Source organism: Azonexus sp. R2A61 (genome assembly GCF_021401135.1).
In the GTDB taxonomy this organism is placed as follows: Bacteria; Pseudomonadota; Gammaproteobacteria; order Burkholderiales; family Rhodocyclaceae; genus Azonexus.
The window spans coordinates 150,606-172,742 of the sequence record NZ_JACBFO010000005.1; the positions used below are offsets into that span (position 1 = coordinate 150,606).

Consider the following 22,137-nt stretch of genomic DNA (forward strand, 5'->3'; position numbering starts at 1 on the left):
CCGGGCGGTGCGCCTTGACCTGCGGCAAATGATGACGCTCAGGCGACGATGTGCGCGCCGGCATCCACGAAGATCGTCTGGCCGGTCATGCCGGACGAGCCCGGGGTGCACAGGAAGGCGGTCAGCGCGCCGACTTCCTCGATGGTCACGGTGCGGCCGAGCGGTGCCTTCTGCGCGTCGGATTCCAGCAGGTTGTTGAAGTTGGCGATGCCGGAGGCGGCGCGCGTCATGATCGGGCCGGGCGACACGGCGAAGACACGGATGCCCTTGGGGCCGAGGTCGTAGGCCATGTAGCGGACGGCGGATTCGAGCGCCGCCTTGATGATGCCCATCACGCCGTAGTTGCGCACCACGCGCTCGGCGCCGAGGTAGGACATGGTGATCAGCGAACCGCCATGCGCCATCAGCGGTTCCAGCGCCTTGGCCATGCGCAGGAAGCTGTGGCAGGAAACGTTCATCGCCGAATCGAAGCCTTCTTCGGTGGCATCGATGACGCGGCCGTGCAGGTCGTCGGCATTGCAGAAGGCCATCGAGTGGATGGCGAAGTCGATCTGGCCGAAAGCTTCGCCGCACTCGGCGACGACGCCCTCGAGGCTGCCCGGCTCGGCAACGTCCAGCTTCAGGAAACGTTTGGCACCCAGCGCCTCGGCCAACGGTTGCGTGTACTTGGCCGTCTTGTCGTTCTGGTAGGTGATGGCGATTTCGCCACCGAGCGCGACGATGGCCTTGGCGACGGCATAGGCGATCGACTTGTCGTTGGCGATGCCGGTCACGAGTCCCTTCTTGCCGGCGAGCGGCAGGGCGAAGTTTTCGGTGCTGGAAGTCATGCGGGTTCCTTGCTGGATTGACGAATGGTAAAGGCGATGGTGCGGTGCATCATTAAAGTCAGATTATCACGTTTTAGGTGCCTTGCATTACGGCCCTATTTCAGTCCTGTCGCATGTCGTGGAATGCGCTTCCGCGATACGCAAGGACGCGGGCTTCGGGGCTGTTCCGTCGCTGCGCCCGAAGTCGGTGGCGGTATCTCGCAGCTTGGATATTGCATTGCGTCATCGAATGACGATGGGAAATTTTCATTCTACTGAAAGTCTTTTTATATCATGGTGTTGCGATAGGTTTTTTGTTTTTCTGTGAGTGGCGTTTTGTTGACCCAGCGCAAATGTTCCCCAAACAAAACCACTAGAGTTGCAGGGTTTTTTCGCCAGGGGGATTTGAATCGTGTCTGTCTCACCCGAGCTTTCCAGTCTTGTCGTGCCCATCCTGCAACGCCACGCGCGGCGGCCGGACCGTCTCGTGCAGATCCTGCGCGAGGTGCAGGAGATCCTGGGCTGCATCACCGATGAAACCGCAGGCCATCTGGCCGAATGCCTGGGCATGTCCTATGCCCAGGTGCTCAGCACGCGCGATTTCTACGCTTTCTTCTATCGCGAGAACCGGGGGCGCTACCGCATCCTGTTTTCGGACAACATCACCGACCGCATGCTCGGCAATCGTGCCCTGTTCGAGCACATGCAGAAACGCTTGCGCGTCGAACCGGGCAAGGTGTCGGCCGATGGTCTGGTCAGCATCGATTTCACGTCGTGCACCGGCATGTGCGACCAGGGACCGGCGATCCTGGTCAACAACCGGACGATCACCCGGCTGACGCCGCAACGCGTCGATGCCATCTGCGACCTGATCCAGCGTGGCGTACCGCTGGCGCAGTGGCCGGAGGAGTTCTTCATCGTCGAGGACAACATCCGGCGTGCCGATCTGCTGCTCGGCACGCCGTGCGAGCCCGGCAAGGCGATTCGCGCGGCCGTCGCGCGTGGCCGCGACGGTATGCTCGGTGAAATGAAACTGTCCAACCTGCGCGGTCGCGGCGGCGCGGGGTTTACCACGGCGGTCAAGTGGGAAGCCTGCCGCAACGCGCCGGGCGAGCCGCGCTACATCGTCTGCAATGCCGACGAGGGCGAACCCGGCACCTTCAAGGACCGTGTCCTGTTGCAGTCCTATGCCGGTCGGGTTTTCGAGGGCATGGTCATTGCCGCGTACACGGTCGGCGCCAGCCACGGTTTTCTCTACCTGCGCGGCGAATATCTCTACCTGCTGCAGCCGCTTGAAACCTACCTCGCCGGCATGCGTGCCGCCGGCCTGCTGGGCCGCAACATTGCCGGCGTCGCCGGTTTCGATTTCGACATCGAGATTCACCTCGGCGCCGGCGCCTACGTCTGCGGCGAGGAAACCGCGCTGATCGAGTCGCTCGAAGGCAAGGCCGGCAAGCCGCGCGTGCGGCCGCCGTTCCCGGTGGTTGCCGGCTACATGGGCAAGCCGACGGTGGTGAACAACGTCGAGACGCTGTGCAAGGTCACCGAGGTCGCCATGCATGGCGGCGCCTGGTACGAGGCGATCGGCACCAAACAGTCGACCGGCACCAAGATCCTGTCGGTATCGGGCGATTGCGAGCGGCCCGGGCTCTACGAATACGCCTTCGGCGTACGCATCGCGCAGGTGCTCGAGGATTGCGGGGCGTCGGAGGCGATCGCCGTGCAGGTCAGCGGTGCGTCGGGCGTCTGTCTCTCCGAGCGCGAGTTCGGCCGGCGCATTGCCTTCGAGGACGTGCCGACCGCCGGTTCGTTCATGATCTTCGGCCGGCAGCGCGACATGTTCGAGGTGGCGCGCAACTTCGCGCATTTCTTCGCGCACGAGTCCTGCGGCTTCTGCACGCCATGCCGGGTCGGCACGACGCTGCTCAAGAACATCATGGACAAGATTGCCGCCGGCCGCGGTACGCAGTACGAAATGAACGAGTTGCTGCGTCTGCAGCAGGTGCTGAAGCCGGGCAGCCATTGCGGCCTCGGCCAGACGGCCGGCAACGCGGTGGCCGACACCGTGCAGAAATTCCGTCCGGCCTACGAGCGCCGGCTGGCCGAAACCGATTTCGTCCCCGCCTTCGACCTCGATGCCGCACTGGCCCGGGCCCGGGCCCTGTCCGGCCGCGAGGACACCGACGCCCACCTGGGAGAGGAAGCATGAGCGAAGCGAACAACGCCAACACCTTTTCGATCGACGGTCAGCGCATCGCCTTCGAACCCGGCCAGACTATCCTGCAGGCGGCGCTGGCGGCCGGCGTCTATATTCCCCACCTGTGCCACCATCCCGATCTGAAGCCGCACGGCAGCTGCAAACTGTGCACCGTCGTGGTCAACGGCCGCAACGGTTCGGCCTGTACGCAGAAAGCGATGCCCGGTCTCGAGGTCGAGAACAATTCGCCGGCGCTGAACGACCGCCGGCGCGTGCTGTTGCAGATGCTGTTCGTCGAGGGGAATCACTTCTGTCCGGGCTGCGAGAAGAGTGGCAACTGCCAGTTGCAGGCGCTGGCCTACGACCTGGAAATGCTGACGCCGCACTTCCGCCATGCTTTTCCGGTGCGCCAGGTCGACACCTCGCATCCCGACGTCTGGCTCGACCGCAATCGTTGCGTGATGTGCGAACTCTGCGTACGGGCCAGCCGCGACCTCGACGGCAAGAACGTCTTCATGCTGGCCGGTCGGGGCGCCGATTCGAAGATCGTCGTCAACTCGCCGAGCGGCCTGCTCGGCGACAGCGAATTGGCGCCGGACGACCGCGCAGCGCAGGTTTGTCCGGTCGGCGCCATCCTGCCCAAGCGGGTCGGCTATGCGGTGCCGATCGGCCAGCGTCAGTTCGACGCGCAGCCGATCAGCCGGCAGGTCGATTACCTGGCCGGCCGTCACCTGGCCGATGCCGAAACGGAGGTCCGCTAGATGAATGCCCCGATGCTCCCCCGCAAATTGCGCATCGCGACCACGTCGCTGTCCGGCTGCTTCGGCTGCCACATGTCCTTCCTCGACATCGACGAGCGCCTGATCGAACTGGCCGGCCTGGTCGAGTTCGACCGTTCGCCGATCACCGACATCAAGCACTGCAGCCAGCGTTGCGACGTCGCACTGATCGAAGGCGGCGTGTGCAACGCCGAGAATGTGCATGTGCTGCGCGAACTGCGCGCCAACGCGAAGACGCTCGTCGCGCTCGGCGCCTGTGCGGTCAACGGCGGTTTGCCGGCACAACGCAACCATCTCGACGTCGGCCGGTGCCTGAGCCAGGTTTACCGCACGCCGGACGGCACCGCGGCAGCGATCCCGAACGACCCGGAACTGCCGTTGTTGCTCGACAAGGTCTATCCGATCAACGAGATCGTCCGCGTCGATTACTTCCTGCCCGGTTGCCCGCCCTCCGGCGACACCATCTGGAAGTTCCTGACCGATCTGCTGACCGGGCGCACGCCCCGCATCGAGCACCCGCTGCTCAAATTCGACTGAACGGAGTCCCCCCATGGTTCAACTGGAAACCGCCGCCCACCCCGAAACCCTGCGCCGGGTCGCGATCGACCCCGTGACGCGGGTCGAAGGCCACGGCAAGGTCACGCTGCTGCTCGACCAGGACAACAAGATTCACCAGGTCCGCCTGCACATCGTCGAGTTCCGCGGCTTCGAAGTCTTCATCGAAGGCCGTCCGTACTGGGAGGTGCCGGTCACCGTGCAGCGCCTGTGCGGCATCTGCCCGGTCAGCCACCAGCTGGCGGCAGTCAAGGCGATGGATTTGATCGCCGGTTACGGTCCACTCACACCGACCGCCGAAAAGCTGCGCCGGCTGATGCACTACGGCCAGATGGTGCAGTCGCACGCCGTGCATTTCTATCACCTGGCGTCGCCCGACCTGCTGCTCGGTTTCGACAGCGACTTCACGCGTCGCAACATTGTCGGCGTCGCTCTCGATTTTCCCGAGATCGCCAAACAGGGCGTGCTGCTGCGCAAGTACGGCCAGGAAGTGATCCGTCACGTGTCCGGCAAGCGCGTGCATGGCACCGGTGCCGTGCCGGGCGGTGTGAACAAGGCGCTGACGCTGGCCGAGCGCGACGAGATGGCGCGCGACATCGACCAGATGATCGCCTGGACGCAGGGGGCGATCGACATGGTGCGCCGGCTGCACGAGACCAATCCCGGCTTCTACAACGTCTTCGGCGATACGCCGTCGAACCTGATGGGCCTGGTCCGGCCCGATGGCGCACTGGACTTCTATCACGGTGCCCTGCGTGCGGTCGACCCGGCCGGACGGACGATTTTCGACCAGGTCGATTACGCCGATTACCAGCAGGTGCTGCAGGAAGAGATCAAGCCGTGGAGCTACATGAAGTTCCCGCACATCCGCAGCCTGGGCGCCGACGACGGCTGGTACAAGGTCGGCCCGCTGGCCCGCGTGCAGGCGGCGAGCTATCTGGCGACGCCGCTGGCCGAGGCCGAGCGGCTGAAGATGCTGGCGCTGGGCAACGGCAAGCCGGTACATGGCACGCTGGTTTACCACTGGGCGCGGCTGATCGAAATCCTGCATGCGCTCGAAATGATCGACGAGCTGCTGAACGATCCGGACATCCTCGGCCTCGACCTGATGGCCGAGCGCGGCGAGCGTCGCCACGAGGCGGTCGGCGTCATCGAGGCGCCGCGCGGCACGCTGTTCCATCACTACCGCGTCGATGACGACGACCAGGTCACCTACTGCAACCTGATCGTGTCGACGACCAACAACAACCAGGCGATGAACGAGTCGATCCGTACCGTCGCCCGCCAGTACCTCGACGGGCGCGAGCTGACCGAAGGCCTGCTCAACCACATCGAGTGCGCGATCCGCGCCTTCGACCCCTGCCTGTCGTGCGCGACGCACGCGCTCGGCAAGATGCCGATGACCGTCGAGCTGGTTGATGCCGACGGCGCCCTGGTCGACCGCATGAGCCGCGGCGGATGAGTGCGCCGGTCGTCGTGTTCGCCGTCGGCAATCCGAGCCGCGGCGACGATGCGATCGGCCCGGAAATCTGCGGTCGACTGGCGGAAATGCTCGAAAACCGCGGGTTGACCGCAGAAGTCGAGCTGATCGAGGATTTTCAGCTCAACATCGAGCATGCGCTCGACCTGTGCGGTCGACGGCTGGCGTTGTTCGTCGATGCCGGCGACAACACGCCCGGTCCCTTCGTTTTTTCCCGGATCGGCGCGTCGACCGCGCTCGGCCATTCGACGCATGCATTGCCGCCGGAAAGCGTGCTCGGCGTCTACGAACGGACCGAAGGCGCCGCGCCGCCGCCCAGCTTCGTGCTGTGCGTGCGCGGCGAGCGCTTCGCGCTCGGCGAGGCACTGGGCGCGGCGGCCACGCGCCATGTCGCGGCCGCCATGGCGCTGCTCGAACGCCTGCTGGCCGATCCCCGCGAAACCGTCTGGGCGGCCGCTGCCGCCTGACGCCGGACGGATCGACAGCGGCGCAGCCGGGCGTTAGGCTGTCGACATGGCCCGAATCTTCGAAATCCTTGCCGAGCAACGCCTTCAGGACGCCGTGCGGCGCGGCGAACTCGACAACCTGCCGGGGGCCGGCCAGCCGCTGGAACTCGACGACGATCCGCTACTCACGCCGGAGCAGCGCCTCTTCAACCGCATTCTGAAGAATGCCGGCTTCACCCCGCACGAAGTCCTGCTGCGCAAGGAAATCGCCGCCTTGCGCGAACGCCTGGCCGACCTGCCTGACGGCCCGGTCCGCGAGGCGACGCTGCGCGAACTGGCGCGCTGCTGCCTGACCCTGCTTGAAACGAAAAACCATGGTTGACGCAACGATGACCCGATCCGACCGGTGCGCCGGTCAATCGCTGAAACGCCGCCTGGTGCTCGGCGCCACGCTGCTGCTGATCCTGACGGTGTGGATCGCCGCGTTGGCGGCCAGCTACCTGCTGCGCCGCGACATGGAAGCCTCGATTTCCGCCCAGCAGTATTCGGCGGTATCGCTGTTCGCCGCCGAGGTCGACCGCTCGGTCAAGGACCGGTTGGCCATCCTGACGCTGGTGGCCGAGGAACTCGGCAAGGATGGCGTGCCGGAACGGCGTGTTGCCCAGGCCATGCTGGAAGCGCATCGCCCCCTGGTGCCGTTATTCAACTGGGGCTTGATCTTCGTCGACGTCGCCGGCGTGGCGCAGGCCAGCGTGCCGGACAGGCTGGATCGGGTCGGCATCAATTACGGCGACGTCGAGGCCTTCCGCCGGCTTGCCGACACGCGCCGGGCGGTGATCACCGAGCCCCGGCGGGGCAAGCGGACCGGCGAGCCGGTCATCTCGATCATCGTGCCGGTGCTGACCAGGGATGGCCGCTTCGTCGGGGCCCTGTTCGGGGTGACCAATCTGCTGCGGCCCAATTTCCTCGACCGCATCCAGACCACCAAGTACGCGTCGACCGGCGATTTTCACCTGACCGACCCGGTACACCGCAGGTTCATCGCTTCGTCCGACCGGGCGCGTGTCATGACGCCGGGGCCGGCACCCGGCGTCAATCCGGTCTACGACCGTTACATCGACGGTTTCGATGGCTCGGGTATCGCCATGAGTTCGCGCGGGGTCGAGGAGCTATCGTCGTCGCGGCGCATCGAATCGACCGGCTGGCTGATGCAGTCCGTTCTGCCGACCGCAGAAGCCTTTGCCCCGGTGCGCGAAATGGTCTGGCGCATGCTCGGCATGGCCGGGCTGCTCAGCCTGTTGCTCGGTGCCTTCGGCTGGTGGTGGTTGCAGCGGCAATTGGCGCCGTTGCAGGAAGCCGCCGGTCTGCTCGACCGCATGAGTGCCGGCGAGTTGCCGCGCCAGCCGCTGCCGATCCGCCGCAACGACGAAATCGGCAAGCTGGCCAGGGCCTTCAACGGTTTGCTGGCGGTGATTGCCGACCAGGAAGCCCTGGCCGCCGAGGCGGCGGCCACCCGGCGCTTGCGCAAGGTGCTGTCCAGCGTGCCGGGCATGGTCTTCCAGTATTACCGGCAGGCCGACGGCCACGGCGTCTTCCAGTTTGCCAGCGAAGCGAGCCGACGTATTTTCGAGGTGCCGCCCGAGCTCGTCGAGCGCGATGCACTGGCCGTCCGGCGTCTGGCGCATCCGGACGACCAGGCCCATTTCTGGGAGTCGCTCGCGGCTGCCGAGGCCGGTATGCAGGCCTGGTCGGTCGATTACCGGATCACCACGGCGGGCGGCGTCGGCAAATGGCTGCACGTGGATGCCGTGCCCGAGCGCGATGCCGACGGACGCATCATCTGGTACGGCTTCGTCATCGACGTGACGCAGCACAAGTCGATGCTGCTCGAACTGGAGCAGTACCGGCAGGGGCTGGAGCGCCTGGTCGAGCAACGTACCGCCGAACTGGCGCGCGCCCGGGATGCCGCCGAGGCGGCCAGCATTGCCAAAAGCGCTTTCCTGGCCAACATGAGCCATGAAATCCGCACGCCGTTGAATGCGATCAGCGGCATGGTGCATCTGTTGCACCGGGGTGGCGTCTCGGCGCAGCAGGGCGAGCGGCTGGACAAGATCACCGCCGCCAGCGAGCACCTGCTGCAGATCATCAACGCCGTACTCGACCTGTCCAAGATCGAAGCCGGCAAATTCACGCTGGACGCCCAGCCGCTGTGCATCGGCGAGGTGCTTGAAAACGCGGTCGGCATGGTCTCCGCAAAGGCGCGTGCCAAGCAGCTCGCCATCGTCATCGAAGGCGAGGCCTTGCAGACGCGCTGGCTGGGCGACCGCACGCGCCTGCAGCAGGCATTGCTCAATTACCTGTCGAATGCCGTCAAGTTCACCGAAACCGGCGGCATCACGGTCAGCGCGCGCGCTCTGCGCGAGGATGGCGAGCATGTCGTCTGGCGTTTCGAGGTCAGCGACAGCGGCCCGGGAATTCCGCCGGCGGTTCAGGCCCGCCTGTTCTCGACATTCGAACAGGCCGACAACACCACCACCCGCCGCTATGGCGGCACCGGCCTGGGGTTGGCCATCACCCGCAAGCTGGCCGAACTGATGGGCGGGGAAACCGGTGTCGACAGCGTGCCGGGGAAGGGCAGCCGTTTCTGGATGACCGTTCGCCTGCGTCGGGCCAGCGAGACCGGCGGCCCGGGCGGAGCACTCCCCGGCGACAGCGAACGGGTGTTGCGTGAGCGATATGCCGGGACCCAGGTACTGCTGGTCGAAGACGAGCCGGTCAACCGGGAAGTGACGCTGCTCATGCTGCAGGATGCCGGATTGCAGGCCGATGTGGCCGAACATGGCTTGCAGGCGGTGGAGATGGTCCGCCGCAAGGCCTACGCGCTGATCCTGATGGACATGCAGATGCCGGTGATGGACGGCCTGACGGCCACCCGAAGCATCCGCGAGCACGGCGGCCGGATGCCCATCGTCGCGTTGACGGCCAATGCCTTCGATGAAGACCGCGAGCGTTGCGCGGCGGCCGGCATGAACGCCTTTCTCGGCAAGCCTTTCGATCCCGATCGTCTGTTCGCCTGCCTGCTGGCGCAATTGACGGCAACGCCCGATTCATCCGCATGACCATTGTGGTTTTCCACATCGCGGAAACCCACAATGGCGTGCCTGGTGTGCGAGGCCGATAGTAGCGCCCCGTCGGACGCTGCGGCGTTCATTCCTATGCTACGGGGCGGGTTCTTTCCATCATGGCCAAACGCAAGATTCTGGGCAGTCTGTATGTACAGGTGCTGATCGCCATCGCGATCGGCGTTGCACTGGGGCATTTCCATCCTGAAACCGGTGCGGCGATGAAGCCTTTCGGCGACGCCTTCATCAAGCTGATCAAGATGATCATCGCACCGATCATCTTCTGCACCATCGTCGTCGGCATCGCCGGCATGGAAGACATGAAGAAGGTCGGCAAGACCGGCGGTTACGCCATCCTATATTTCGAGGTGGTCAGTTCGATCGCCCTGGTCGTCGGCCTGGTCGTGGTCAACCTGTGGGCGCCCGGGGTCGGCATGAACGTCGATCCGGCCTCGCTCGATACCTCGGGGATCGACAAATACACCGGTCCCGGCAAGATGCAGACGACCACCGAGTTCCTGATCAACATCATCCCGGTCAGCGTGGTGGACGCCTTCGCCAAGGGCGACATGCTGCAGGTGCTGTTCTTCTCGGTGCTCTTCGGCTACGCGCTGCATGCCTTCGGGGCGCGCGGCAAGCCGATCTTCGAACTGATCGAAAAGCTGTCGCATGTGCTGTTCGCCATCGTCGGCGTGATCATGAAGGCCGCCCCGGTCGGCGCTTTCGGCGCGATGGCCTACACCATCGGCAAGCACGGCGTCGGCAGCCTGCAGCAACTGGCCAGCCTGATGGGCGCCTTCTACGCCACCTGCCTGATCTTCGTCTTCGTCGTGCTCGGTTCGATTGCCCGCTTCCACGGTTTCTCCGTATGGAAGCTGATCAAGTACATCAAGGAAGAACTGTTCCTGGTGCTCGGCACCTCGTCGTCGGAATCGGCGCTGCCGCGCCTGATGGCCAAGATGGAGAATGCCGGTGCGCAGAAGTCGGTGGTCGGCCTGGTGGTGCCCACCGGCTACTCCTTCAATCTCGACGGCACGGCGATCTACCTGACCATGGCCGCGGTGTTCATCGCCCAGGCGACCAACACGCCGCTCGACCTGACGCACCAGATCACGCTGCTCTTGATCCTGCTGCTGACCTCGAAGGGTGCCGCCGGCGTCACCGGTTCCGGCTTCATCGTGCTGGCCGCCACGCTGTCCGCCGTCGGTACGGTGCCGGTGGCCGGTCTGGCGCTGATCCTCGGCATCGACCGTTTCATGTCGGAAGCCCGCGCGCTGACCAACTTCGTCGGCAACAGCGTTGCCACGCTGGTCGTCGCCAAGTGGTGCAACGCACTGGACGGCGACAAGCTGAAGGCGGTGCTCGATGGCGAGACCGACGACGAGGCGGACAACCCGGAACAGGTGCTCGACATTGCGCCGGCCCCGCCCGCACCGCACGGCGTGCCGGCCGCGGTGGAGCACCATTGATCGATCGCCGCTTGATCCAGGGCAAGTTGCAGGGCGTCAGCCGGCGCTAAAATGCCTGTGAAGGGTCGTGCAGACCCGTGCAGGAGGCGTCGATGACATTGCCCCGTTCAAGTTCGATGGTGGTTTTTGGCCTGTTGGCGGCGTTGACCGCAGCAGGCCTTTATTACGTTTACGCCCGGCAACCGGACGGTTTGCCGCCGGGGCTGGCCAGCGGCAACGGTCGCTTCGAGGCGGTCGAGGTCGATGTGGCGACCAAGATCGCCGGCCGGTTGGCCGAACTCGGCCCGCGCGAAGGCGACTGGCTCGATGCCGGCGCCGTCGTCGGCCGGCTCGATGCCGACGACCTGCGCGCCCAGTTGCGCGCTGCCGAGGCGCAAATCGCCCAGGCCGGCAAGGCGGCCGACGAGGCGCGCGCCGGTGTGCGCAAGGCGCAGGCCGATGCGACGCTGGCCGGCAAGACGCTCAAACGTTCCGAGGAACTGGTTGGCCGCGGCTTCATTTCGCGCACCAAGCTCGATGCCGATCAGACCGGCCTGGCTAGCGCCCGCGCTGCGACAGCGGCGGCGAGCAGCCGCGTGGCTGAGGCCGAAGCGGCGGTGATCGCGGCGCAGGCCAGGGCCGACGCACTGCGCGTCACGCTCGACGATACTGCGCTGAAGGCGCCGGTTGCCGGCCGCGTGCTGTACCGCCTGGCCGAGCCGGGCGAGGTGCTGGCCGCCGGCGGCAAGGCGCTGACGCTGGTCGATCTGTCCGACATGTACCTGGCGATCTACCTGCCGACCGACGAGGCCGGCAAGCTGGCCATCGGCAGCGAGGCGCGCATCGTGCTGGATGCCTTGCCCGACGTGGCGATCCCGGCGACGGTCAATTTCGTCGCCGCCAAGGCGCAGTTCACGCCGCGTGAAGTCGAAACGCGCAATGAGCGCGCCAAGCTGATGTTCCGCGTCAAGCTCAAGGCCGATCCGGCCTGGCTGCAAGCCCATCGCGATCTGGCCAAGGCCGGCATGCCCGGCGTTGCCTACGTCAAGCTCGACCCGAATGCCGTTTGGCCGGCCAGGCTGCAGGTTGCCGGAGGTCGCTGAATGATTCCGCCGGTCGCCCGGCTGTCCGGCGTTGCGTTGCGCTACGGCGCGACGACGGCACTGGCCGATATCGAGCTCAGCTTGCCGGCCGGCGGCATGGTCGGCCTGATCGGCCCGGACGGGGTCGGCAAGTCGTCGCTGCTGGCCTTGCTCTCGGGGGCGCGCAAGCGCCAGGCTGGGCGTGTCGAGGTGCTCGGCGGCGACATCGCCGACCGCCATTTCCGCGCCGTCGCCCAGCCGCGCATCGCCTACATGCCGCAGGGGCTGGGCAAGAACCTTTATCCGACGCTGTCGGTGTTCGAGAACGTCGATTTCTTCGGTCGACTGTTCGGTCAGGACAAAAACGAACGCGTCGCGCGCATTGCCGACCTGCTGGTGGCGACCGGCCTGTCGCCCTTCGCCGAGCGGCCGGCGGCCAAGCTGTCGGGCGGCATGAAGCAGAAGCTCGGCCTGTGCTGCGCGCTGATCCACGATCCCGACCTGCTCATCCTCGACGAGCCGACGACCGGCGTCGATCCGCTGTCGCGCCGCCAGTTCTGGGAACTGATCGACCGCATCCGCGCCCGCCGGCCGGGCATGAGCGTGCTGGTCGCCACCGCCTACATGGAAGAAGCCGAGCGTTTCGACTGGCTGGTGGCGATGGATGCCGGGCGGATCATCGGTACCGGCACGCCGGCCGAACTGCGGGCGCGCACGGCGCAGCCGACGCTCGACGCCGCCTTCATCGCGCTGCTGCCCGAAGCCCGGCGGCAGGCGCATCGCGAACTGGTCATTCCGCCGCGTGTTGCCGATGGCGACGACTGGGCGATCGAAGCCGACGGGCTGGTCCAGCGTTTTGGCGATTTCACGGCGGTCGACCGCGTCAGCTTGCGCATCGGGCGCGGTGAGATTTTCGGTTTCCTCGGTTCGAACGGCTGCGGCAAGACGACGACGATGAAGATGCTGACCGGCCTGCTGCCGCCCAGCGAAGGGCAGGCGAAGCTGTTCGGCCGGGCGGTCGATGCCGGCGATCTGGAAACGCGCAAGCAGGTCGGCTACATGTCGCAGTCGTTCTCGCTGTACGGCGAACTGACGGTGGCCGGCAACCTCGACCTGCATGCCCGGTTGTTCCACCTGTCCGACCAACGGCGCGTGGCGCGCAGCGCCGAACTGACGCAGCGTTTCGGGCTGGCCGACTACGCCGACCAGCCGGCCGCCGATCTGCCGCTCGGCATTCGTCAGCGCTTGTCGCTGGCGGTGGCCGTGGTGCATGAACCCAGGTTGCTGATCCTCGACGAGCCGACCTCCGGCGTCGATCCGGTGGCGCGCGACGAATTCTGGGCGCTGCTGGTCGGGCTGTCGCGCGAGCAGGGCGTCACCATTTTCATCTCGACGCACTTCATGAACGAGGCCGAGCGCTGCGACCGCATCTCGCTGATGCACGCCGGCCGCGTGCTGGCCAGTGATACGCCGGAAGCGCTGCGCCTGGCGCGCGGTGCGGCGACGCTGGAAGACGCCTTCATCGGTTATCTGGAAGACGCGGCGGGGGCGGTCCCGGAAAAAACCGGGCCGGCTGCGGTCGACCGCAGCACGGGCGAAAAAACCGTGGCGCCGGTCGACGGCGGAAATCCGGCAAAAACGCCGGTCGACCGCAAGACTGGCGAGGCGCTCGCGGTCGACGCCGGAAAACGGGGAAAAACCGCGGTCGACCGCAGAACCGGCGGATTTTTCAGTCTGCGCCGGCTGCTCGGCTACGCCTATCGCGAAAGTCTGGAACTACGCCGTGATCCGATCCGCCTGGCTTTTGCGCTGCTTGGTTCGGTACTGCTGATGTTCGTGCTCGGCTTCGGCATCTCGCTTGATGTCGAAGGGCTGCGCTTTGCCGTGCTCGACCGCGACCAGTCGCCGGAGAGCCGGGCTTACGTGCAGAACATTGCCGGTTCGCGTTATTTCATCGAGCAGGCGCCGATCCTCGACGACGCCGACCTCGAACGGCGTCTGCGCAGCGGCGAGCTGGCGCTGGCCGTGGATATTCCCGAGCAATTCGGCCGCGACCTGCGGCGCGCGCACTGGCCGACCGTCGGCATGTGGATCGACGGCGCCATGCCTTACCGCGGCGAGACCGTGCGCGGCTACGTCGAGGGCATGCACCTGCTGTACGTGCAGCAGATCGTGCGCGATGCGACCGGCGTTGACGCCGGCTATCCGGCCGAGATCGTCACCCGCTACCGCTACAACCAGGACGTCAAGAGCATCTACGCGATGGTGCCGGCGGTGATTCCGATCCTGCTGGTCTTCATTCCGGCCATCCTGATGGCGCTGGGCGTGGTGCGCGAGAAGGAGCTGGGGTCGATCACCAATCTCTACGTGACGCCGGTGACCCGGCTGGAATTCCTGCTCGGCAAGCAGTTGCCGTACATCGCCGTGTCGCTGATCAGTTTCGCGCTGCTGGTCATCCAGTCGCAACTGGTGTTCGACGTGCCGATCAAGGGCAGCCTGGCGGCGCTGACGCTGGGTGCCGTGCTGTACGTAATCGCAACGACCGGCATCGGCCTGCTGATTTCGACCTTCACCGGCACGCAGATCGCCGCGCTGTTCGGCACGGCGATCCTGACCATCCTGCCGACCGTCAGCTTTTCCGGGCTGACCACGCCGGTCGGCGCGCTGGAAGGCGCGAGTTACTGGATCGGCCAGTTTTTCCCGGCCAGCTATTTCCTGGTCATCAGCCGCGGTGCCTACACCAAGGCGCTGGGAATCGGCGACCTGATCCCGCAGTTCGTCGCGCTGGCGGCGTTCATCCCGGTGCTGACGCTGCTGTCGGTGGCCTTGCTGAAGAAGCAGGAGAACTGAGATGCGCCTGCCGAACCTGAGCAACGTCTTCCGTCTCGGTCTCAAGGAACTGCGCAGCCTGTGGGCCGACAAGACCTTGCTGGTGCTGATCTGCTGGGCATTCTCCGGCGCGATCTACACGGCGGCGACCGGCGTTTCGCAGGAACTGCGCAACGCGCCGATCGCCATCGTCGACGAGGATCATTCGCCGCTTTCCGAACGCCTGGCCGATGCCTTCTACCCGCCGTTCTTCCGCCCGCCGCAGCGGATCTCGCTGGCCGAGGTCGATGCCGGCATGGACGCCGGGCGCTACAACTTCACGCTGGTCATTCCGGCCAATTTCCAGCGCGACCTGCAGGCCGGGCGGGTGCCGGAACTGCAGCTCAACATCGACGCGACGATCATGAGCCAGGCCTTCATCGGCGCGACCTACATCCAGCGCATCGCGCTCGGCGAAATCAACGGATACCTGACCGGCACGCGCGACGACAGCGTGACGCCGATCGCGCTCAGCCCGCGCGTACGCTTCAACCCCAACCTGACCGGTTTCTGGTTCGGCGGCGTGATGGAAGTGATCAACAACGTCACCATGCTGACCATCATCCTGGTCGGCGCCGCCTTCATCCGCGAGCGCGAGCACGGCACCCTCGAACACTTGCTGGTGATGCCGCTGGCGCCGTCGGAGATCATGCTGGCCAAGATCTGGGCCAACGGGCTGGCCGTGCTGTGCGGCGTGACGTTCGCGCTGCTGGTCATGGTCGAGCGCGTGCTGGCGGTGCCGATTGCCGGTTCGCTGCCGCTGTTTCTGGCGGCGGCGGCCTGCTACCTGTTCGCGGCGGCGTCGATCGGCATCTTCATCGGCACGCTGGCCCGCTCGATGCCGCAGTTCGGGCTGCTGGTGATCCTCTGCATCATTCCCTTGCTGATGCTGTCCGGCGGCATCTCGCCGCGCGAAAGCATGCCGCAGTTCGTGCAGGATTTCATGCTGGCCGCGCCGACGACTTATTTCGTCCGGCTGGCGCAGGGTATTTTGTATCGCGGGGCAGGGCTGGACATCATCTGGCGCGATCTGCTGGCGATGTTCGGCGTCGGTGCGCTGTTCTTCGCGGTGGCGCTGCTGCGCTTCCGCCGGGCGGTGACGCAGGCTCAGGGCTGAGCCGCGTCACGCCGTGTTGCGGTCAACGATAGACGAGGACCGGAATCTTCGAGTGGGTCAGCACCTTGTTGGTCTCGCTGCCGAGCAGGAAGCCGCTGATCCCGCGGCGGCCGTGCGAGGCCATGAAGATCAGGTCGGCCCCGGATTTTTCGGCGGCTTCGATGATCGCCTCGTAGGGCACGTCGCTGACCGCCGATACGGTGCCGCATTCGATGCCGGCTTCCTTGCACCAGCTTTCGATCTCGCCGAGGTATTCGGTGGCCTGCTGGTCGGCGAGTTCGGCGAATTTCTCGGGCGTCGTCGGGTCGATCAACGCACCTTCGCCGAAATAGGCGATCGGGTATTCCGGCTTGGCATAGAACACCGTGACGCGGGCGCCGCTCTCCTTGGCGAAGGACACCGCCCGCTGGGCGGTGGCTTTGGACAGTTCGGAACCGTCGGTCGGGATGAGGATGTGCTTGAACATGATGTACCTCCTGAACTGTTGTACCGGCGTTGCAATCCGCCTTTTCGAAGTTCATGCTACGCCAGTTCGGGAGGATTTTGAACATGAGACTCGGCTTTTTCGGTGCTGCCGGCGAGGTGACCGGCTCGTGCACGCTGGTCGATAGCGGAACGCATCGCTTCCTGGTCGACTGCGGCATGTTTCAGGGGGGCGCGGAAGCGCACGGCAAGAACGAGCGGGCGCTGAACTTCGGTTTCGACGTGCGCAAGCTCGATTTCGTGCTGCTCACCCACGCCCATATCGACCACGCCGGTCTGCTGCCGCGCCTGGTCATGCTCGGTTTCCGCGGGCCGATCTACACCACGGCGGCGACCCGCGCGTTGCTCGAGGTTCTGCTGCCGGACGCGGCCCACATCCAGGAAAAGGAAGCCGAGTGGCAATTGCGCAACCGGCGGCGGCGCGGGCGCAGCGAACGCGGCATTCCGGCGCCGCTGTACACCGTCGCCCAGGCGCTGGCCGCGCTGCGTCTGCTGCAGCCGGTGGATTACGGCGAACTGCTGCGGCCGGCCGACGGGATCGGTGTGCGTTTTCGCGATGCCGGTCATATCCTCGGCTCGGCGTCGCTGGAGATTTCGGTCGACACCGGCGGTCGACCGCGCAAACTGGTGTTTTCCGGCGATCTCGGCATGCCCGACCGGCCGGTACTCGAGGATCCTTCTCCGCCGCCGCCCGAGGCCGACGCGGTGCTGATCGAATCGACCTACGGCAATCGCCTGCACCGGCCGCTGCCGGAAACCCTGGACGAGATCGTTGCCGCCTTTGCGCGGACGCAGGCCGCGGGCGGCAACCTGATCATTCCCGCCTTTGCCGTTGGCCGGACGCAGGAAATCCTCTACATCCTGGCCGATCTGGTCCGCCAGGGACGGATCCGGCCGCTCAAGGTCTATGTCGATTCGCCGATGGCCAGTTCGGCGACGCGGATCACCCTCGATCATCAGGCGCTGCTCGACGCGCCGACCCGCGAGCTGATCGCCTGGCAGGCGGCGCATCCGGAGAAGATGGCCATCGAGTTCGTCGCCGATGTCGAGCGTTCGCGCCAGTTGAACGACATCCTGCACGGTGCGGTGATCATTTCGGCGAGCGGCATGTGCGATGCCGGGCGGATCAAGTACCACCTGCGCGAGAACCTGCCGCGCCGCGAGAGCACGGTGCTGATCGCCGGATTCCAGGCGGCCGGCACGCTCGGCCGGCGCTTGGTGGACGGGGCGAAACTGGTCCGCATCTTCGGCGAGCAGATTCCCGTCCGGGCCCGCATCTGCACGGTCGGCGGCCTGTCGGCGCATGCCGACCAGGCGGCCCTGCTGCATTGGCTGAGCGGCTTTCATCAACCGCCGGCCCGGCTTTTCGTCATGCACGGCGAAGCGTCGGCTTCGGCCGATTTCGCCGAAGCCGTACGCCGGCAACTCGGCTGGCATGACGTGGCGATCCCGCAACCCGGTAGCTTCGTGTCGCTGTAAGATGCCGAAGACCCCACCATTCATGGAGGTATCCCGATGTCAAATCCCATCGATCTGAACGGACTCAGCCCGGTCGAACATATCGGCAAGGCCGTGGCCAAGGCCTTCGATCCCTACGGCGTCACCACCTCGCTGCTCAACGCGCAGATGGCCTGGCTGATGCATCCGCAGGAATTCAGCCGTGCGGTCAACGCGCTGTCCGGCGATCTTTTGCAGTTGCAGGCGCATCTCGCACGCCGGGCGCTGGGCATCGCGTCCGACGACGTGATCCAGCCGCATGCCGACGATGCCCGCTTCAAGGAGCCGGTGTGGACCGACTCGGCGAGCTGGGACATCGTCAAGGAGTGGTACCTGGCCTTCACCCACCGGCTGCAGGACATGTATTTCGAAACGCCCGGCCTGTCCGACAAGGAACGCCGGCGCGCCGCCTTCTGGTCGCGCAAGTGGCTGAACATGGTGTCGCCGACCAATTTCTTCTGGCTCAACCCGGTGGCCATGGAGCGTGCCGTGGCGACCAAGGGCGAGAGCCTCAAGCTGGGCTGGGAGAACTTCCAGCGCGATCTCAAGGCCGGCAACATCCAGATGGTCGAGCCGGATGCCTTCACCGTCGGCAAGGACCTGGCGACGACGCCGGGCAAGGTCGTCTTCCGCAACCGGCTGGTCGAGCTGATCCACTACACGCCGACCACCGACAAGGTGCGGGCGATGCCGATCGTCATCGTCACGCCGTGGATCAACAAGTTCTACATTCTCGACCTGAACGCCAAGAAGAGCCTGGTCAAGTACCTGACCGACCAGGGCTTCTCGGTGTTCATCACCAGCTGGAAGAACCCGACCGCCGACATGGCCGACGTGCGCTTCGACGACTACCTGCTCGAAGGCGTCAACGAAGTCGTGCGCGTGGCCGGCGAATTCTGCAAGGTGCCCAAGGTGCATCTGGTCGGCTATTGCATCGGCGGTACGCTGGTCAGTACCTACATGGCCTGGGCCAACAAGCGTTTCGGCGCGGACCAGGTGCCGGTCGCCCACTGGACGCTGTTCACGACGCTGACCGATTTCTCGCATCCGGGCGACATCGACGTGTTCATCGACGATGCCTGCATCGAGGCACTGGAAGAAACGATGGCCAAGCGCGGCTATCTGGATGGCGCCGAAATGGCCACTTCGTTCCGCATGCTGCGCTCGAACAGCCTGGTCTGGCACTACTGGGTGCACAGCTACCTGCTCGGCGAGCCGCTGCCGCCGTTCGACGTGCTGTTCTGGAACGTCGATTCGACGCGCATGCCGCAGGCCATGCATTCCTACTATCTGCGCGAGATGTACCTGCACAACAATCTGATCAAGCGTGACCGCCTGCAGATTGCCGGCGAAGCCATCGACCTCGATCGCATCGTCCAGCCGCTCTACGCGGTGACCGCCGAGGACGACCACATCGCGCCGTGGAAGCAGTGCTACCGCATCCGCAAGTACGTGAACGTCAACGCGCCGGTGCGTTTCGTACTGTCCACTTCCGGGCATATCCTGGGCATCGTCAATCCGCCGGTCGATCCCCCCAAGCGCGCCTACTGGATCGGCGAGCCGGAGCGCAACGAACACTGGGAACACTGGCACGAGCGCGCCGAAAAACGGCCGGGCACCTGGTGGCAGGACTGGACCGCCTGGCTCGGCGAACGGACCGGCGAACTGGTCGATGCCTACCCGGTGTCGAACCGCAAGTTCCCGGCGCTGGCCGACGCACCGGGCACCTACGTGCTGGAAAAATAGGCCGTTGCTGCGGTCGACCGCAACATCCGGCAAAAAACCGGGCAGACCGAAAAGTCGCCCGGTTTTTTCATTTTTGATGCCGATCAAGGCCGGCAGCAGCGGGCGGCACGGACAATCGGTCCATTCCTTTTCGACCGGATGACCCCCATGAGCCTGCGTAGCCTGCTGACCGACGACCACAAACATTGCGACGACCTGTTCGCTGCCGCCGAACAGGCGGCCGGCCAGGATGTCGCCGCCGCAAAAGCCGCCTTTGCGCGGTTTCGCGAGGCGATGCTGGCGCACTTCACCGGCGAGGAAGAGATCCTCTTCCCGGCCTTCGAGGCGCGCACCGGCATGCGCATGGGGCCGACCCAGGTGATGCGCTCGGAACACGCCCAGATGCGCGAACTGATGGACGATGCGGTCGACCTGCTGGCGGCGGGAAAAAGCGACGACTTCCTCGGCCAGGCCGAAACCCTGCTGATCATGATGCAGCAGCACAACATGAAGGAGGAAAACGTCCTCTACCCGATGTGCGACCAGCATCTGGCCGGCGATGCCGAGGCGCTTGGCCGCCAGTTGCGCGACACCCTGCAGGCGGCCTGAGGCAAACCCGGTGAGCGACGACATCCGGCTGCTCGATGCCCGTTTCCTGCCGCCGCCCGAACCTTTCGTGCAGGCGATGGAAATGCTGTCCGAACTGGCCCCCGGCGAGCGCATGCAACTGCTGCTCTACCGCGAACCGCACCCGTTGTACCGCGTGCTCGAACAGAACGGCCATCGCTGGCAGACGCTGCTGCGTCCGGATGGCACTTTCGAAATCACCATCACTGTCTGAGTCGACCGCATGCAGGCCTTGCTTTCCTACGACCAGAGCCCGCCTTTCGCGGCGCCGCTGCGTTTCTTCCTGAGCGCGCCGCTGTTCGGCGTGCTGGCCGGTCTGCTGGCCATTGTTGACGGGCCATTGCTGTTCGCTTCGCGGTGGACGCCGGCGGCACTTGCTGCGACGCACCTGCTGACGGCCGGTTTCATGCTGCAGATCATGATCGGCGCGCTGATCCAGGTGCTGCCGGTGGTTGCCGGCGCCAACCTGGCGCAGCCGCTGCGCACCGCCCGGCGGGTGCATCCGCCGCTGACGCTCGGGGCCCTGCTGCTGGCCGGCGGTTTCCTGTCCGGCACGCCCTGGCTGCTGCAGGGCGGGGCGCTGTTGCTGGCTGCCGGCTGCATCCTCTTCCTGCACGACGCCGGGCGCGCACTGCGCGGCGTGCCATCGACCAGCCCGACCATCCGCGGTCTGAAGCTGGCTTGCGGTGGCCTGCTGGCAACCGTCGTGCTGGGCCTGCTACTGGCTTTCGCGCTGGCCGGCGGCTGGGCCTTGCCGCTGAGCGACCTGGCCGACCTGCACGCAGCCTGGGGCCTGGCCGGCTGGGCCGGCGTGCTGCTGATCGCCGTTGCCTACGTCGTCGTGCCGATGTTCCAGCTGACGCCCGGTTACGCGGCGCGGCCGTCGTGGTGGTTGCCGCCGTTCATCGTCGGCGCCCTGCTGACGTGGACTGCCGCGCTTGCGGTCGACCTGCCCTGGCTGCGCATTTCCGCGCAGGTCGCGCTGATCGTCGCCGGGAGCATTTTCGCCGGCTGGACGCTGGCGCTGCAGCGCCGCCGCCGGCGCGCCAAACCCGATGTCACGCTGCGCTACTGGCAACTCGGCCTGCTGACCGCGATGCTGGCGCTGGCGACGTGGTCGGCCGGTGCGTTCCTGCGCGATCCCGATCCGCGCACGGCGCTGCTGTTCGGCGTGTGCTTCCTGCTCGGCGGCGTGCTTGCCTGCATCGTCGGCATGCTCTACAAGATCGTGCCTTTCCTGGCCTGGTTGCACCTGCAGCCGCTCGGCCGCGGTGCGCCGCCGATGAACCGGCTGCTCACCGATCTGGCGGCGCGGCGCCAGATGGGGGCCTTTTTCGTTGCCTGCGCGCTGTCGACCGCAGCCGTGTTCCTGCCCGACTGGCTGGCGCGCCCGGCCGGGCTGGCTTTCGCGCTGGCCAGTGCCGGACTGCTGTGGAACCTGGCGCAGGCGGTCCGCCGTCATCACGCCTATCGGCGGGCGAAACTCGACGCATGAGCTATCTCGCGATCAAGCATCTGCACGTTGCCTGCGCCGTCGTCAGCGGCCTCGGTTTTCTGCTGCGCGGTATCTGGATGTGGCGGGCGTCGCCGCACTTGCAACATCCGCTGACCCGCCGTCTGCCGCATGTCGTCGACAGCGCGCTGCTCGGCAGTGCGCTGACCCTGGCCGCCTGGAGCGGTCAGTGGCCGTTCGCGCAGGGCTGGCTGACCGTCAAGCTGGGCGGCTTGCTGCTCTACATCGTGCTCGGCGCTTTTGCGTTGCGCCGCGGTCGCACGCCGGCCATCCGGCGGCGCTGCTTCATCGCCGCGCTGGCGGTGTACGCCGGCATCGTCTTGACTGCGCTGAGTCGCGCCTACTGGTAATGGATTCCGCCCGGGCCGGGGTTTTTCCGGGGCGTCGGGGAA

19 protein-coding genes are annotated in these 22,137 nt (G+C 65.9%); 17 read left to right on the plus strand and 2 right to left on the minus strand.

What is annotated here, in order from left to right; translation table 11 throughout:
- Window positions 1–38: 38 nt before the first annotated feature.
- The gene (gene fabI / locus L0962_RS16110) at window positions 39–827 is read right to left on the minus strand and encodes an enoyl-ACP reductase FabI (protein WP_234087492.1); all 789 of its coding nucleotides are present in this window, start codon (window positions 825–827) and stop codon (window positions 39–41) included.
- Window positions 828–1,218: 391 nt separating this feature from the next.
- Between fabI and L0962_RS16115 the strand changes: the two genes are divergently transcribed.
- The 11 genes from L0962_RS16115 to L0962_RS16165 all read left to right on the plus strand — a co-directional run bounded on the left by L0962_RS16115 (window position 1,219) and on the right by L0962_RS16165 (window position 15,900).
- Complete coding sequence (locus tag L0962_RS16115) at window positions 1,219–3,015, plus strand: NAD(P)H-dependent oxidoreductase subunit E (RefSeq protein ID WP_234087493.1); 1,797 nt, start codon at window positions 1,219–1,221, stop codon at window positions 3,013–3,015.
- Window positions 3,012–3,764 (plus strand): 2Fe-2S iron-sulfur cluster-binding protein, encoded by a 753-nt coding sequence (locus L0962_RS16120; protein ID WP_234087494.1) that lies wholly within the window; start codon window positions 3,012–3,014, stop codon window positions 3,762–3,764. Before L0962_RS16115 ends, L0962_RS16120 begins: the two co-directional genes overlap by 4 nt.
- Before the next feature lie 12 nt (window positions 3,765–3,776).
- Window positions 3,777–4,319, plus strand: coding sequence for an NADP oxidoreductase (locus L0962_RS16125; RefSeq protein ID WP_234087495.1), 543 nt, complete (start codon window positions 3,777–3,779; stop codon window positions 4,317–4,319).
- 13 nt (window positions 4,320–4,332) lie between these two features.
- Window positions 4,333–5,799 (plus strand): Ni/Fe hydrogenase subunit alpha, encoded by a 1,467-nt coding sequence (locus L0962_RS16130; protein ID WP_234087496.1) that lies wholly within the window; start codon window positions 4,333–4,335, stop codon window positions 5,797–5,799.
- Window positions 5,796–6,284 carry a hydrogenase maturation protease gene (locus L0962_RS16135; protein ID WP_234087497.1) on the plus strand — a complete coding sequence of 163 codons (489 nt, stop codon included), beginning with the start codon at window positions 5,796–5,798 and terminating at the stop codon, window positions 6,282–6,284. Before L0962_RS16130 ends, L0962_RS16135 begins: the two co-directional genes overlap by 4 nt.
- Before the next feature lie 46 nt (window positions 6,285–6,330).
- A complete protein-coding gene (locus L0962_RS16140) occupies window positions 6,331–6,645 on the plus strand; it encodes a DUF1992 domain-containing protein (protein WP_234087498.1) in 315 nt (104 codons plus the stop codon).
- A 7-nt stretch (window positions 6,646–6,652) separates the two neighbouring features.
- Window positions 6,653–9,382, plus strand: coding sequence for an ATP-binding protein (locus L0962_RS16145; RefSeq protein WP_234087499.1), 2,730 nt, complete (start codon window positions 6,653–6,655; stop codon window positions 9,380–9,382).
- A gap of 122 nt (window positions 9,383–9,504) precedes the next feature.
- Complete coding sequence (locus tag L0962_RS16150; protein WP_234087500.1) at window positions 9,505–10,854, plus strand: dicarboxylate/amino acid:cation symporter; 1,350 nt, start codon at window positions 9,505–9,507, stop codon at window positions 10,852–10,854.
- Window positions 10,855–10,946: 92 nt separating this feature from the next.
- Entirely contained in the window at window positions 10,947–11,936 is a 990-nt protein-coding gene (locus tag L0962_RS16155) for an HlyD family secretion protein (RefSeq protein ID WP_234087501.1), read from the plus strand.
- Window positions 11,937–14,765, plus strand: a complete 2,829-nt coding sequence (rbbA, locus tag L0962_RS16160) for a ribosome-associated ATPase/putative transporter RbbA (RefSeq protein ID WP_234087502.1) — start codon at window positions 11,937–11,939, stop codon at window positions 14,763–14,765. It abuts the gene before it with no gap.
- Window position 14,766: 1 nt separating this feature from the next.
- Window positions 14,767–15,900, plus strand: a complete 1,134-nt coding sequence (locus L0962_RS16165; RefSeq protein WP_234087503.1) for an ABC transporter permease — start codon at window positions 14,767–14,769, stop codon at window positions 15,898–15,900.
- A 22-nt stretch (window positions 15,901–15,922) separates the two neighbouring features.
- Here the strand turns inward: L0962_RS16165 and L0962_RS16170 are convergent, their stop codons facing one another.
- Entirely contained in the window at window positions 15,923–16,366 is a 444-nt protein-coding gene (locus L0962_RS16170; protein ID WP_234087504.1) for a universal stress protein, read from the minus strand.
- A gap of 83 nt (window positions 16,367–16,449) precedes the next feature.
- On the opposite strand from L0962_RS16170, the gene L0962_RS16175 reads away from it, so the two are divergent.
- The 6 genes from L0962_RS16175 (at window position 16,450) to L0962_RS16200 (ending at window position 22,095) form a co-directional block, all read left to right on the plus strand.
- Window positions 16,450–17,862, plus strand: coding sequence for an MBL fold metallo-hydrolase RNA specificity domain-containing protein (locus tag L0962_RS16175; protein ID WP_234087505.1), 1,413 nt, complete (start codon window positions 16,450–16,452; stop codon window positions 17,860–17,862).
- A 36-nt stretch (window positions 17,863–17,898) separates the two neighbouring features.
- A complete protein-coding gene (locus L0962_RS16180) occupies window positions 17,899–19,626 on the plus strand; it encodes an alpha/beta hydrolase (protein WP_234087506.1) in 1,728 nt (575 codons plus the stop codon).
- A gap of 147 nt (window positions 19,627–19,773) precedes the next feature.
- Window positions 19,774–20,214 carry a hemerythrin domain-containing protein gene (locus L0962_RS16185; RefSeq protein WP_367398035.1) on the plus strand — a complete coding sequence of 147 codons (441 nt, stop codon included), beginning with the start codon at window positions 19,774–19,776 and terminating at the stop codon, window positions 20,212–20,214.
- 10 nt (window positions 20,215–20,224) lie between these two features.
- On the plus strand, window positions 20,225–20,446 hold the full coding sequence (locus tag L0962_RS16190; protein ID WP_234087508.1) for a DUF2249 domain-containing protein: 222 nt from the start codon (window positions 20,225–20,227) through the stop codon (window positions 20,444–20,446).
- A gap of 9 nt (window positions 20,447–20,455) precedes the next feature.
- Window positions 20,456–21,727 carry a hypothetical protein gene (locus L0962_RS16195; RefSeq protein WP_234087509.1) on the plus strand — a complete coding sequence of 424 codons (1,272 nt, stop codon included), beginning with the start codon at window positions 20,456–20,458 and terminating at the stop codon, window positions 21,725–21,727.
- Window positions 21,724–22,095, plus strand: a complete 372-nt coding sequence (locus tag L0962_RS16200; protein WP_234087510.1) for a SirB2 family protein — start codon at window positions 21,724–21,726, stop codon at window positions 22,093–22,095. The genes L0962_RS16195 and L0962_RS16200 overlap by 4 nt, the downstream gene beginning before the upstream one ends.
- The last annotated feature ends 42 nt before the right edge of the window (window positions 22,096–22,137 follow it).